Source organism: Ginsengibacter hankyongi, from assembly GCF_008710285.1.
GTDB classification, from domain to species: domain Bacteria; phylum Bacteroidota; class Bacteroidia; order Chitinophagales; family Chitinophagaceae; genus Ginsengibacter; species Ginsengibacter hankyongi.
In genome coordinates this window covers 572,345-585,770 of sequence record NZ_VYQF01000002.1, presented here as the reverse complement: position 1 = coordinate 585,770, position 13,426 = coordinate 572,345, and the positions used below count along the sequence as shown (strand labels likewise).

Below are 13,426 nucleotides of genomic sequence, written 5' to 3'. Positions count from 1 at the left end.
ATAAACGCGAATAGACGATTTTATAAATTCACTTCGGTTACTTAAAAAAAATTATTTGAATACAACTTTATGTTTTGATTTTGGAAATACACGCCTTAAATGTGGTGTATTTAAAAATGATCAACTAGCTGAAGTATTTTCTTTGGCTGATAGCAACAATTCAACTATTGAAGAATTATTAAAAAAATATTTTCCTGAAAAAACAATTCTTTCGTCAGTTATTGATCATAATATTGAGATGGAGAGAATTCTTGCAGAAAAATCATCATTTCATAAATTAAGTTCACAATCAATTTTACCGTTTACAACGCCTGTAGGTAAACCTGAAACCATCGGTGCAGACAGGCTGGCGCTTGCGGCTGCGGCTGTGTATTTCCACCCGGGCAAAAACAATCTTGTAATCGGACTTGGATCCTGCGTTACTTATAATTTCATAAATAACTACAATAGTTTCATAGGAGGAAGTATTTCTCCGGGCATGGAGATGCGCTTTAAATCTTTAAATTCTTACACTGCCAAACTTCCTCTTATAAAACCCGATTGGAATTTTCCATTAATTGGTTACGATACCCGAACAAATATTTTAAGCGGTATTTTGATGGGCCTCGCAGTTGAAATCGATGGAATAATCGATAAATACAGGGATAAATTCAATAACTTTAACGTCCTTTTAACCGGTGGAGACACCCTCTATTTTGCCCATCTTATTAAAAACAAGATATTTGCCGACCCCGACTTAATATTTAAAGGACTGTATGCAATTAGTGAAACAAATTATACCAAAACATAAACTTACTTTTTTATTGTTTGCCGTGTTGCCAATGTTTTGTTTCTCGCAGGAGAACTCACCGTATTCAAGATATGGCGTGGGTAATATTTTACCGGCCGGAAACATCGCCAATCGCAGTATGGGGGGAATTTCAGCGGGTGTTACAGATCCCGCTACAATTAATACAGTTAATCCCGCAACTTACGGTAACCTTGTTTTAACCACATTAGATATAGGTATTGAATATGACGGACGAACTATAAATAGTACTAATCCGGTAGGAAACTTTAAGTCTAATAATGGTATAATTTCCTATTTGCAGGTTGGCTTTCCATTATTATACGGGAATAAAAAAGCGATAAAAAACCAGACGGGCTGGGGCCTAACTTTTGGCTTAAAGCCCATAAGCAGGATCAATTACAAAGTAAGCAATCTCGGATCAATTTCAAACGATACTACCAATACTATTTATGAAGGTAACGGTGGCGTAAACGAAGCTTTTATTGGTACGGCTCTTAAGATTAAAAATTTTAGTGTGGGTTTTAATTCTGGCTATCTTTTTGGATCCAAAGATTATAATACTAAGCTTTCACTTGCTAATGATTCGGCCGATTATTTTTATTCCTCTAATTACCAAACCACCACACATTTTGGCGGTGTTTTTCTAGATGCAGGGATGCAATATGCTATAAAAATAAAAGAAGGATTTATTCGCCTTGGAGCTTATGGAAATCTTAAACGGCAATACAATGCCACCAAAGATGATTTAAGGGAAACCTTTTCCTATAACTCCACATCAGGAGCAATTGTGAAAATTGACAGCATTTTTGAAAATGCCGGGCAAAAAGGAAAGGTGGTTTTGCCTTCTACGATTGGCGCAGGATTCACAATAGAAAAGCCGCATGTCTTATTAGGAGCAGATTTTGAATCTACTAACTGGGACGCCTACCGGTTTTTTGGAGAAAAAGATTTCGTTAAAAACAGTTGGCTTGGCAAGTTCGGAATTCAGTATTTTCCTTCGCCAACTGGTTCCTCCAAATATTTTAATAATGTACGATACAGGGCTGGCTTTTCTTTTGGAAATGATTATATAGATGTTGATAATTCAATGCCAATTTATACCATAAGCCTTGGAGGTACTTTCCCTCTTAAGTTGAGACATAGCTTCTATGATCACCAATATAGCTTTATGAATCTTTCGCTGGAATACGGAAAGCGTGGCAACAACAGTAATATAATTAAAGAAAATACTTTTAGAGTTGGCGTAGGTTTTTCATTGAGTGATATTTGGTTTACCAGGGAGAAATACCAATAATTTTTCGTAAAATGAAAAATGAATTATAGCATTCACCATAAATTTTTAAAAACGGCAGCTTTTATAATGAGCTGCTTTTTTATTGTTTCCTGCGAAAATTCATTAAAGGAATTAAACCAGTTTACCGAAAAAAAAATTGGTGTTGAAGAAGCTAAACAGGTTAATATTATCTACAGCCTGGGCAATAAAACCAAAGCAAAATTGGTGGCTCCTTATATGCTGCGGCACGAGGAAGCCGTTCCTTACATAGAATTTACAAAAACTTTACATGCGGATTTTTATGATGATAGTTTACGTATAGAAAGCAAGCTGGATGCGCATTATGGCAGATATATGGAAACAGAAAGCAAAGTTTATTTAAGAGACAGTGTAGTAGTTTTTAATACAAAAGGCGATACACTTTATTGCAATGAATTATATTGGGATAGGTCAAAAACGGGAAAGGAATTTTATACAGATAAACCTGTGAGGATACGCACTCCCTCGCAGATTATAGATGGAGATGGACTTGATGCCCCCCAGGATTTTAAAAGCTGGCATATCATTAATGGCAGGGGCAGAGTCAGAGTAAGCTCCGCCGAGTTCCCGGAATAATTTTTGTGACCCTTTAAACCAACCTGGATTTAAGCTGTTTTAGTAAAAATATTTTGTGGAATGTACGAGACCGGAAAAAGAGGATTCCCATTAAGTATTTTATGTTGGCGAAGTAAAAAAAGTTAATAATAAAATCGATCATCAATAAAATGTAAACCCAATAATTATATATCATCAAAAAAATCAAATTATGAGTAAATATGCAAACGCCGAATGGCATGGAACAGGTAAAGATGGAAATGGGAAAATATCTACAGAAACAAAGTTTCTAAATGATGTTCCTTTTACCTATGCAACAAGGTTTGGTGAGGCGAAAGACGGAACAAATCCCGAAGAGTTAATAGCCGCAGCGCACGCTGGCTGCTTCTCTATGAAATTAAGTTTTGTATTAAATGCAGCAGGTTTTACGGCTGATACAATTGAAACAAAATGCGATATTACATTAGGAGATGGAGCAATTACAAAATCGCACCTGACGGTAAAAGCAAAAATTCCCGGAATCAGTAAGGAAAAATTTGACGAGTGTGCAAAAGATGCAAAAGAAAATTGTCCTATTTCAAAATCACTGAATTCAAATATTGAAATTTCTATGGAAGCTACGCTTAGCTGACCATTTTAAAACAATCATTTATTGTACGGTATTGCCTGGTATCCAGCAATACCTTTTTTTTATAAAAATTTATAGTTGCGGTCCAGTTTATTTACAATGCTGGAAAAAAAATTAATTAAACGTTTGTTTAATTTCAAACAAGTGTTTAACTTCGCCCTCTTTTTTAAAAATGGACAAGAAGGAAGCTATATTATCAACGGCAATGAAACTCTTTGGTCAAAAGGGTTTCGAAGGAACCTCGGTAAGGGAAATTGCCGCGGATGCGGATGTAAACCCCGCGATGATCAGCTACTATTTTGGATCAAAAGAAAAACTTTTTGAAAAACTGGTGGAACATAAAGCTGCTTTTTTAAAAGGAGTTTTTGCAGAATTGGTGAACAACAGGTCGCTTACTCAATTGGAAAAATTATTTATTGTTATTGACAATTATGTAGATAAAATGTTCCAGAGCCCGCAGTTTCATCATTTGCTTCACCGCGAACTTTCCCTGGAGCGCCGGCCTCAAATGAAGAATGCTATAAGTGAAATTTTGCTGAGAAATTTTGTTTCCGTTAGAAAAATTATCCAGGAGGGTATTGAATCCGGAGAGTTCAATACGATCGATCCGGAACTTACTATAGCAAGTATTATCGGCACTATCAATCATTTACTTTCATCTGAAATAATGTGCAGGAAAATTCTTCAAAAAAATAAGGACTTTAATCCTTACCAAAGTAAAAAATTGAAAGAAAGAATAAGTGAGCATTTAAAACAATTAATGCGCTCACACGTCTTGAGAAAAAATAATCAAACAATTTAAACAGGAATTTTAAAATATTTTTTTCGTGAAACAATTAAAAATTTTTTTAACCGGCTCTATTTTTTTATTGGCATTTTTAATCCCGGTGTTGTCGCATGCACAGGATACAACGAATGCCAAATATCTTTCTTTACAGGAGGCGATAGACTTAAGTATAAAAAACAGTAAACAATTAAAGAGTTCTGAAGCCCGCATAGAAGAGGCCACAGGCGCTGTGAGAGAAGCTGAGGATAATAAACTTCCCAGTGCAAGTGTAAGTGGTTCTTATTTACGGTTAACTACTCCAACAGTTTCACTTAAAACGAAAGCTTTTGGCGGCGGATCCGACAGTACAGGCGGTGGTTCTTCTTCAAAAATAAGCCAAGCAATGTATGGCATGTTCAATGTTTCACTTCCAATTTATGCCGGAGGAAGAATACGTTATGGAATTGAATCCGCGAAATACCTGCAGGAAGCCGTTACGTTGGATGGGGAAGGTAATAAAGAAGCCGTTATATTAAATACTATTAATGCTTATACCAATCTTTATAAAGCAAGTGTTACAGTAAATGTGGTTAAACAAAATTTGCTTCAATCTCTACATCGTGATTCTGTTTTATCCAGGCTGGAGCAAAATGGCCTGCTTGCACGTAACGACCTATTAAAAGCTCAGTTACAATCTTCCAACATAGAACTGTCCGTTTTAGATGCCGAAAATAACCAGAAGATTGCCAATGTGAATATGAATCTCATGCTTGGTCTTCCGGAGCAAACCCAAATAGTTATTGATTCGTCAAGTTTCGAAAAGCCTGTTTCCCTTAAAAATTTAGAAGAGTATGAGCAACTTGCTCTCCAAAACAGGAAAGATATTCTTGCTTTGTCGTTTCGTGAAAAGGCAGCATCAACGGGCATTGCAGCGGCTAAAGCAGAAATGTATCCATCCATTGCGTTAACCGGTGGTTATGTTGCTGCGGATATCCCGCATTTTATAACCATCACCAATGCAATAACTTTTGGCGTGGGGGTTAAGTATGATTTGGGATCGTTATGGAAAACGAAAGCTAAAATTGTTCAGGCTCAGGCACGGGAAAAAGAGATTTCTGCGGGGCAGGCCCAACTTGATGATGATGTAAGATTGCAGGTAAACAAGGATTACGAAAACATTCTTTTGAGCCAGAAAAAAACAGAAGTATATCAAAAGGCAGTTGCGCAGGCAACGGAGAATTATAGAATCACCAAAAATAAATATGATAATAACCTTGTAAATACTTCTGATTTGCTGGACGCGAACGTATCGCTCTTGCAATCGGAAATAAGCCTTGCCGTTGCTAAAGCAGATGTGTTATTAGCTTATGACAAGTTATTGGAAACATCAGGTTTAATTAATAATAAATAAAACAAGCGTATAAATAAATTTTTTATGGAATCGAAAGACAACGAGAAAATAATCCCGGCAGATTCATTAACGGACGAACCGAATGGTAAAGCCGAGCCTAAGAAAAAAAGCAAAGTTTTCCTGATCATCCTTATTGTAATGATACTGGGCGGGGGATGGTTTGGAATATCAAAATATACCTATGCTATGCATCACGAAGAAACAGATGACGCACAGGTGCAGGCAGATATAAGCCCTGTAATACCCCGTGTTGCGGGATATGTAAAGGAAGTAAGGGTGAAAGATAACCAGGACGTTCACAAGGGCGACACGCTGCTAATACTCGATGACCGCGATTATAAATTAGACTTAGATAAAGCAGAGGCGGCGCTGGCTACAGCGAAAAGCAATGTAGATGCAGCACGCGCCAATACCAATGCGGCCCGTTCGGGTATTGCAAGTTCAAGGGCTGGTGTTTCTACGGTTGATGCTCAAATTGCTGCAGCGGAAATAGCTGTTACGAGGACCACACAGGATTTTAACCGGTATGCCAATCTTATACAGGATCATTCTATAACCCAGCAACAATACGAGCAGGCGCTTGCCGCTAAAGAAACTGCAGAAAAGCAATTACAAATTTTGCAACAGCAGAAAAAACAGGCATCTACGCAAACCAGTGTTGTTGCTTCGCAAAGTAATGCAACAGCAGAACAAATTGGCGTTGCACAATCTACCGTTAAGCAGCGTGAAGTGGAAGTTGAAGATGCCAAACTCAATTTATCTTATACAATTATTACCGCAGCCGAAGATGGAAAAGTGTCAAAAGTGAATGTGCAGGAAGGCCAGTTTCTGCAAGCCGGTCAGCCTGTATTCAGCATTGTTCATAATACCAGTATATGGGTGGTTGCCAATTTTAAAGAAACGCAATATAAGAAAATGCAAGTAGGACAACGGGTAACCGTACACGTTGACGCGTTTCCAAAACACGATTTTGAAGCAACGCTTTCTTCATTCTCCCCTGCAACGGGAGCTGAATTTGCTTTATTACCCCCGGACAATGCAAGCGGAAATTTTGTGAAAGTTGTGCAACGTCTTCCTGTAAAAATTGAGTTTGTAAACAAAGGTGACACTTTGTTAAACAGGCTAAAAGCGGGTATGAATGTTAGTGTTGATGTTCATCTGAATTAATTTATTTAAAAAGAGAGATTTCTATACATGCAACCAGAAAATTCTTTAGTAGAATATGGCGCGAGGCGTGTTATTGTTACTATTACGGCAATTCTTTGTGCATTGCTCGAAATAGTTGATACGACTATCGTAAACGTGGCATTAACTGATATGAAGGGAAACCTTGGGTCAACGCTTACAGAAATAGGTTGGGTTATTACAGCTTATGCGATCGGTAATGTAATCATCGTGCCAATGACGAGCTGGCTTTCTCAACAGTTTGGACGCAGAAATTACTTCGCTGCTTCTATAATGATTTTTACTGTTTTTTCTTTTTTATGTGGCAACGCGACGGGCATTTGGGAATTGGTAATTTTTCGTTTTTTGCAGGGTGTTGGCGGTGGCGCTTTATTGGTAACATCTCAAACAATTATAACAGAAAGCTATCCTATTGAAAAACGCGGCATGGCGCAGGCAATTTATGGATTGGGTGTAATTATCGGGCCAACATTGGGCCCGCCATTAGGTGGTTATATTGTCGATCATTTTAGCTGGCCATACATATTTTACATTAACATCCCCATTGGCATAGCAGCCACGTTACTAACGTTGCAGTTTGTACGAAGTCCAAAATTTTATGCAAAAACTTTAAGAAAGCATATCGACTTTTTAGGAATTGCTTTGCTGGCAATCGCAGTTGGCTCTTTGCAATACGTTCTCGAAAAAGGACATGATGATGACTGGTTTAATGATAATATCATAATAATACTAACGGTTACCGCCATTCTTGGATTTTTCTTTTTTATATGGCGGGAACTCACGTATAAAAATCCAATAGTAGAATTAAGGGTTTTAAAAAATGGTAATCTGAGGGTTGGCACTATTATGTCATTTTTATTAGGATTTGGATTATATGGCTCAACTTTCATTATTCCGTTATATACTCAATCTACACTGGGATGGACTGCGCAGGAGTCCGGGATGTTGCTGATACCCTCGGGTATTGCCACAGCATTTATGATGCCACTCATCGGTAAGCTGTTGCAGGGTGGTGTAAAGCAACAATATCTTGTTGCCGGCGGGCTTATCACTTTTTTTCTCTATAGTTTATGGGCTTATAAAATCTTAACGCCGGATACAGGTGCAGATGCATTTTTCTGGTTACTTATTGTAAGAGGAATGGGGCTTGGATTGTTATTTATACCCATTACAACATTGGCTTTGTCTACCTTATATGGCCAGCAAATTGGCCAGGGAGCTGCATTTACGGGAATGATGAGACAATTAGGGGGATCATTTGGCGTTGCTATCATTACTACATTTCTTTCAACCCAAAACATGTCTCACCGCATGAATATTGTAAGCCACCTGGATAAAAATAATCCTGTAGTGCAACAAAGAATTTCTATGATGACAAAAGGATTCATGTCAAAAGGAATGACACATGATGTAGCCCTGCAGAGTGCTTATAAAGCGCTGGATTACAGTGTAACTAAACAAGCTGCGGTATTATCTTACATGGACGTATTCCTCTATCTTGGAGTATTATTCTTAATATGCGTTCCTTTTGTGTTATTAGTAAAAGGAAACAGGAAGAAAAAAGTAAATATGGCCGAGGCGATGCATTAACCAAACCTTTAAACTTTTTATAAAGAAAACATTCAATCATTGCCATCATCTATATTTGCATTTCATAATTCAAAATTGAGTTGAGTAATACCATTTCAGAAAGAAAAGCTTTTTTCAAAAAATTCAGAGGTACTGATACTCCCGAGGCGGAGATGAGCTTTTTGGATCATCTTGAAGTTTTACGCTGGCATATTGTACGGTCGGCGATAGTATTAGTAGTTGTAGCTGTTGTTATTTTTTTTAAAATTGACTGGGTATTTGATCATATTATTTATGCGCCCGCCAGCAAAGATTTTATAACCTACTCAGGACTTTGTAACCTTGGCCACAGGCTCCATTTGGGCGATGCCCTTTGCATGCCACCAGTAGATATACCGTTATTAGGAAGTACCGTAAGCGGGCCGTTTATGTCTGCAATTTCCATTTCATTTATGGGGGCAATAATTGTTGCTTTTCCTTACTTGTTTTGGGAACTTTGGCGCTTTGTAAAGCCTGCCTTGTCAACCAAAGAATTACAATATGCAAGGGGAAGTATTGGCTGGGTTTCTTTGTGCTTTTTTGCCGGTGCGGCCTTCGGATATTATTTGCTTGCTCCTTTTACTTTTAATTTCCTGGCCAATTTTCAATTGGGCACCGGGGGTGTTTACAAGTATCTTCCAACATTAGACGATTTTATTGAAACGCTTACCGATATAATATTAGGCTGTGGAATTGCTTTTGAGTTGCCTGTATTAGCATATGTACTTTCGAAGCTGGGAATCATAACACCATCTTTTTTAAAACAATATCGCAAATATGCTTATGTGATTATTTTAATTGTTGCTGCAGTTATTACTCCTTCTCCCGACTGGACCAGTCAGACTATAGTAGCAGTACCGTTAATTATACTATATGAGATAAGTATTTTTATCAGTAAGCGAGTAGATAAACAACGGATAAAAGAAGAAGCACAGTGGGATTAATACGCATTCGGGTTTAACCGGTTGAAGAAAAAGTTAAATCATTCAATTGTGCGCAAAATAATTTTGCATGGCCTGCCGTTTGAAATAAATTGCAGCAAGCTTTCCGTAAAATGAACAACCGTAAACCCTTTCTGTTTTCCGCTATAATAATTTCATTTCTATTTATTTCTTTTACCCCACATAAAAGAATTGAATCCAGGAACAATACTTCAGCAATTTCTATAAAAAAAACTACCCGGAAAAATTATATAGAAAATCCTTATTACATAATCATTTCCAAAAAAGATTATGAATTGAAAGTGTATGATGACCAGGGGTGGTATGCAACTTATCCGTGTGTTTTCGGTAGCAACGATCTCCGTGATAAATATATGGAAGGAGATAAAAGGACGCCTGACGGGAAATTTAAAGTGGTTTTAAAAAAAATTCACCCGCAGTGGGGATATGAACTTTTACTGGATTATCCTAATGAACAAAGTATTGAGAAATTTAAAGAAAGAAAAGCTGAAGGAATTATTCCCCGCAATGCTAAAATCGGCGGCGGTATTGCCATTCACGCAACAAGGCCACAGGAAGAATGGACGGTTGATTATTATCAAAACTGGACTGATGGCTGCGTCTCTTTAAAATATACTGAAGCCAAAGATTTATATAGCTATATACCTGTTGGAACTCCTGTTACTATTAATGAATAGTTTATAAGCGTGGGACACCCTTTTTATTTTGCAATAAGCATTTTAAAACTTAAAACGCACTTAATTATCCTTAAGCCCTGCTTTGTTGAGACCGGATATTTTAAACATGAATCACTGTAATTAACGATCAGAAATTTTAATTAACTTCCACTAGCATAATTGTATTATCAAAAAAGCTTCGGGAATGAAACATTTATTCCGGATATTACTAGTTATTGCCCCCCAAAATATTCCCGCACAAATTCCTCCAACGCATATAGTAATTGTAATATTCGAAAACCAAAGTGTTGACTCTATAGTAGGTAATCCGGCTGCCCCATACATAAATAGTCTTTTAAATAATTCGCGGACTGCTTCATTAATACAATCCTACTCACTAACTCATCCAAGCCAGCCAAATTATATAAGTTTATTTTCCGGTTCCAGCCAGGGAGCTACAGACGATAACATTCCAGATAATTTGCCTTTTACGGCTCCAAATATTGGTGCAGAATTAATCAATAATTCATACAGTTTTATTGGTTATTCCGAAAATCTGCCTTATACTGGTTCCACCGATTCTGTTTTCAATGGCTATGCAAGAAAACATAATCCATGGGCAAACTGGCAAGGGAGCTCTATCAATGGAATTCCTGCAACTTCAAACAGGGCATTTACCGATTTTCCGGTAAACTATAGTTATCTTCCAACCGTTTCTTTTGTAATTCCTACTCTTTATAATGATATGCATGATGGATCTATTTCTACAGGTGATGAATGGCTAAAGACCAATCTTGATGGATATATTGAATACTGTTTGACAAACAATAGTTTATTTATTTTAACTTTTGATGAGGACAATTCGTTATCAAATAATCATATTCTGACTTTTTTTACAGGGGAGCATATTGTTGGCGGGAGGTATGGGCAAATGGTCACTCATTACAATGTCCTGAGAACTATTGAGGAATTCTATAGTCTTTCTTATGCAGGGGCTAGTGCGGATTCATCCGCAATTAAAAAAGTCTGGCAAACAATTACTCCTGTCACCTACACATTTATTGGCAATGGAAATTGGGATATTTCCTCTAACTGGCAGGACGGTATAATGCCTCCTAACATACTTTTGCCAGGAAATGAAATAATTGTTGATCCACAATTTGGTGGTCAATGTATCGTGAACGTTCCTTATACGGTCTCGAACGGTGCAATGTTTAAGATAATTCCTGGTAAGAATTTGATCATAGAGTCAAAGCTTATCTTCAACTAATAATTAGCTTCACTGTTGCCTGAATAGATCACTCTAAATAACTTCCAGTTCACAATATTATCGTTCAATAAATAGTATAATATTTATTTCAACAAATTATCCATAAATCAAACACCCATCTCCGTAGCTTAAAAATCGGAAATTATTATTGAGCGCATATTCATAAATTGATTTCCATTTTTCCCCGGCCATAGCAGCCACCAATAATAATAAAGTTGATTTAGGTTGATGAAAATTGGTTATCATTCCTTTTACAATTTTAAATTGATAACCGGGAGCTATAATTATTTGTGTTCTTGTAAAAAGTCTTCCTGTTTTTTTTTACGAAGAAAGGTCAGCAAAGATTTTAATGCTTCTTTGGCACTACAAGAATTATTCACCATATCATTTTCATAAACTTCCCATTGTTTTATTTCAAGTTCTTCCATAGTTGCGTTTGGATAAAGCATTGCTTTAACACCCATCCAGTAAAGGCTTTCAACGGTTCTTACGGAAGTGGTTCCAACGCAAAATATACCGTGATGTATATTTTGTATAAGCTGCTCAATAAAAGTTGCTGAAACATCAATCCATTCTGCATGCATCTCGTGGCCTTCCATTGTTTCACTCTTCACAGGCTTAAAAGTTCCTGCACCTACATGAAGTGTAACAAAACCTGTATCAATATTTTTTTCTTTTAAAGAAGAAAATATTTTTTGGGTAAAGTGTAATCCCGCAGTTGGCGCAGCAACTGAGCCTTCATATTTTGAATAAACGGTTTGGTATCTTTCTGCATCACTTTCACCAGCCTCTCTTTTGATATAAGGAGGTAGGGGAGTTGTTCCTGCACGTTCTATTATTTCTGCAAATGAATATTCACCGGGTTCCCAACTTAACTCAACAACATAAGCATCACTTAATTTTTCAACGAGTTGGGCCTTTAGTATTACTTCATCATTATCAATTATAATTTTTTTTTCAAGATATTTTTGTTTCCATTTTCCTGCGCCCCCAATCATGCATTTCCACCTTACCGATTTTTTTTTCTGAAGAACAATGGTATAATCATTTACTGCTTCATAAGGTTCGAGGCAAAAAATTTCGATTACACCTCCCGTTAGTTTTGTAAATAAAATTCTTGCATTAATAACTTTTGTATCATTAAACACAAGAAAACTTTTTGCAGGTAAATAATTGGCAACATTGAGATAAATATCTTCTTTAATCTCATCATTTTTATAGATCAATAATTTGGATTGATCTCTTCCTTCTAATGGGAAGAAGGCAATTTTTTCTTCCGGCAAAACATAATCGTAGTCGTTTATGGAGATATCTTTTGGATGCATGCATTAACTGTTAAGAAATGCAGACACGCTTGCCAGCCATTTCAAAGGTTCTTTTTTACAAAGAGATTCATGACCGCTGTTATTATAAATTACCAGTTGTTTTGGCTGCCGAAGATTTTCAAAAACTTCTTTTCTTTCTGCCGGAGTAACCCTTACATCATTTAAGCCAACCTGCATTAACACGGGGCAATGAATCTCTTTTACATATTCATATGGGTTAACTTTAAATGCCCAGAACCCATGTTCAATTCCACCCCAAAAAGTTAATAGTATTGACAAAGGCTCTTCCGGTAAATGCATTAATCTCACCTGGCCTTCCACCGCATTTTCCATGGTTGCAAAAGGCATTTCTAAAATCACTTTATCAGGTTGAAGATGATATTCATCTATGGCGTGCGCAACTGCTGCAGCGCCCATTGAAATGCCCCAAAGAACAATATTTTTTTCGCCCTTATTTTTTAGAAAATTATAAGCAAGGTTTACATCTTCCGCTTCCTTGTAACCAATGGTGCAAGTGTTGCCACCGCTGCTTCCCTGTCCTCGAAAGTCCATCAGCAGCACGTTATAGCCCATATTTAAAAACGCTTTTCCCTCCTCCAGTATATCGCTTTTGTTTTCTCCATAACCATGAAACAAAGCAACAGAGCCTGCGGGATTTTTAGCGTCAGTATACCAGCCTTCTAATTTTATATTGTCTTTTGTGGTAATGATAACCTTTGAAAAATGATCAGGAATAGGAATGTTTTTTTTCTTGATATAATCTTTTCCGAGAAAAATGTCTTTAACATCATCCCAGGTATTTTTTTTGTTTCCGGGTTTTATAACAACCTCTCCCGGATTATAAAAATGGGTAAACTTATATGCGTTGGTTGCACTGATGAAATTAATCAGTATAAAAAAAATTAAAAGTATCCAGAGAAATATTTTGAAAAATCTTTTCATAAAAGAAACTATCAGC

Annotated in this window: 14 protein-coding genes; 11 read left to right on the top strand and 3 right to left on the bottom strand. The window is 36.8% G+C overall.

Going from position 1 to position 13,426, the window contains the following annotated elements; genetic code table 11:
• Nucleotides 1–55 precede the first annotated feature (55 nt).
• The 11 genes from FW778_RS11995 to FW778_RS11945 all read left to right on the top strand — a co-directional run bounded on the left by FW778_RS11995 (nt 56) and on the right by FW778_RS11945 (nt 11,143).
• A complete protein-coding gene (locus FW778_RS11995) occupies nt 56–790 on the top strand; it encodes a type III pantothenate kinase (protein ID WP_150414939.1) in 735 nt (244 codons plus the stop codon).
• Nucleotides 756–2,084 (top strand): hypothetical protein, encoded by a 1,329-nt coding sequence (locus FW778_RS11990; RefSeq protein ID WP_150414938.1) that lies wholly within the window; start codon nt 756–758, stop codon nt 2,082–2,084. The genes FW778_RS11995 and FW778_RS11990 overlap by 35 nt, the downstream gene beginning before the upstream one ends.
• A gap of 18 nt (nt 2,085–2,102) precedes the next feature.
• Nucleotides 2,103–2,678 (top strand): LPS export ABC transporter periplasmic protein LptC, encoded by a 576-nt coding sequence (gene lptC / locus FW778_RS11985; protein WP_150414937.1) that lies wholly within the window; start codon nt 2,103–2,105, stop codon nt 2,676–2,678.
• 190 nt (nt 2,679–2,868) lie between these two features.
• Entirely contained in the window at nt 2,869–3,288 is a 420-nt protein-coding gene (locus tag FW778_RS11980) for an OsmC family protein (RefSeq protein WP_150414936.1), read from the top strand.
• 169 nt (nt 3,289–3,457) lie between these two features.
• Nucleotides 3,458–4,087 (top strand): TetR family transcriptional regulator, encoded by a 630-nt coding sequence (locus tag FW778_RS11975; RefSeq protein WP_150414935.1) that lies wholly within the window; start codon nt 3,458–3,460, stop codon nt 4,085–4,087.
• 25 nt (nt 4,088–4,112) lie between these two features.
• Nucleotides 4,113–5,462: a TolC family protein gene (locus FW778_RS11970; RefSeq protein ID WP_235906234.1), complete on the top strand. Its 1,350-nt coding sequence runs from the start codon at nt 4,113–4,115 to the stop codon at nt 5,460–5,462.
• Nucleotides 5,463–5,486: 24 nt separating this feature from the next.
• Nucleotides 5,487–6,629 carry an HlyD family secretion protein gene (locus tag FW778_RS11965; protein WP_150414934.1) on the top strand — a complete coding sequence of 381 codons (1,143 nt, stop codon included), beginning with the start codon at nt 5,487–5,489 and terminating at the stop codon, nt 6,627–6,629.
• A gap of 27 nt (nt 6,630–6,656) precedes the next feature.
• Nucleotides 6,657–8,237 carry a DHA2 family efflux MFS transporter permease subunit gene (locus FW778_RS11960; protein ID WP_150414933.1) on the top strand — a complete coding sequence of 527 codons (1,581 nt, stop codon included), beginning with the start codon at nt 6,657–6,659 and terminating at the stop codon, nt 8,235–8,237.
• 80 nt (nt 8,238–8,317) lie between these two features.
• Nucleotides 8,318–9,199: a twin-arginine translocase subunit TatC gene (tatC, locus tag FW778_RS11955; protein ID WP_235906233.1), complete on the top strand. Its 882-nt coding sequence runs from the start codon at nt 8,318–8,320 to the stop codon at nt 9,197–9,199.
• 110 nt (nt 9,200–9,309) lie between these two features.
• Nucleotides 9,310–9,894, top strand: a complete 585-nt coding sequence (locus FW778_RS11950; protein ID WP_150414932.1) for a L,D-transpeptidase family protein — start codon at nt 9,310–9,312, stop codon at nt 9,892–9,894.
• Nucleotides 9,895–10,078: 184 nt separating this feature from the next.
• Nucleotides 10,079–11,143: an alkaline phosphatase family protein gene (locus tag FW778_RS11945; RefSeq protein ID WP_150414931.1), complete on the top strand. Its 1,065-nt coding sequence runs from the start codon at nt 10,079–10,081 to the stop codon at nt 11,141–11,143.
• Nucleotides 11,144–11,239: 96 nt separating this feature from the next.
• Here the strand turns inward: FW778_RS11945 and FW778_RS11940 are convergent, their stop codons facing one another.
• The 3 genes from FW778_RS11940 to FW778_RS11930 are packed head-to-tail and all read right to left on the bottom strand — an operon-like array spanning nt 11,240 to nt 13,410.
• Nucleotides 11,240–11,389 (bottom strand): S-adenosylmethionine:tRNA ribosyltransferase-isomerase, encoded by a 150-nt coding sequence (locus tag FW778_RS11940; protein ID WP_235906232.1) that lies wholly within the window; start codon nt 11,387–11,389, stop codon nt 11,240–11,242.
• Between the two features lie 38 nt (nt 11,390–11,427).
• Nucleotides 11,428–12,468: an S-adenosylmethionine:tRNA ribosyltransferase-isomerase gene (locus FW778_RS11935; RefSeq protein WP_150414929.1), complete on the bottom strand. Its 1,041-nt coding sequence runs from the start codon at nt 12,466–12,468 to the stop codon at nt 11,428–11,430.
• 3 nt (nt 12,469–12,471) lie between these two features.
• Nucleotides 12,472–13,410 (bottom strand): alpha/beta hydrolase, encoded by a 939-nt coding sequence (locus FW778_RS11930; protein WP_150414928.1) that lies wholly within the window; start codon nt 13,408–13,410, stop codon nt 12,472–12,474.
• Nucleotides 13,411–13,426: the final 16 nt, after the last annotated feature.

Bases quoted from the DNA above. Each gene is read 5' to 3' on its own strand.
- FW778_RS11935 (WP_150414929.1), bottom strand. From the start codon at position 12,468: ATGCATCCAAAAGATATCTCCATAAACGACTACGATTATGTTTTGCCG.
- FW778_RS11945 (WP_150414931.1), top strand. From the start codon at position 10,079: ATGAAACATTTATTCCGGATATTACTAGTTATTGCCCCCCAAAATATT.
- FW778_RS11950 (WP_150414932.1), top strand. From the start codon at position 9,310: ATGAACAACCGTAAACCCTTTCTGTTTTCCGCTATAATAATTTCATTT.
- lptC (WP_150414937.1), top strand. From the start codon at position 2,103: ATGAATTATAGCATTCACCATAAATTTTTAAAAACGGCAGCTTTTATA.
- FW778_RS11960 (WP_150414933.1), top strand. From the start codon at position 6,657: ATGCAACCAGAAAATTCTTTAGTAGAATATGGCGCGAGGCGTGTTATT.
- FW778_RS11990 (WP_150414938.1), top strand. From the start codon at position 756: ATGCAATTAGTGAAACAAATTATACCAAAACATAAACTTACTTTTTTA.
- FW778_RS11980 (WP_150414936.1), top strand. From the start codon at position 2,869: ATGAGTAAATATGCAAACGCCGAATGGCATGGAACAGGTAAAGATGGA.
- FW778_RS11975 (WP_150414935.1), top strand. From the start codon at position 3,458: ATGGACAAGAAGGAAGCTATATTATCAACGGCAATGAAACTCTTTGGT.
- FW778_RS11965 (WP_150414934.1), top strand. From the start codon at position 5,487: ATGGAATCGAAAGACAACGAGAAAATAATCCCGGCAGATTCATTAACG.
- FW778_RS11930 (WP_150414928.1), bottom strand. From the start codon at position 13,410: ATGAAAAGATTTTTCAAAATATTTCTCTGGATACTTTTAATTTTTTTT.
- FW778_RS11940 (WP_235906232.1), bottom strand. From the start codon at position 11,389: ATGATAACCAATTTTCATCAACCTAAATCAACTTTATTATTATTGGTG.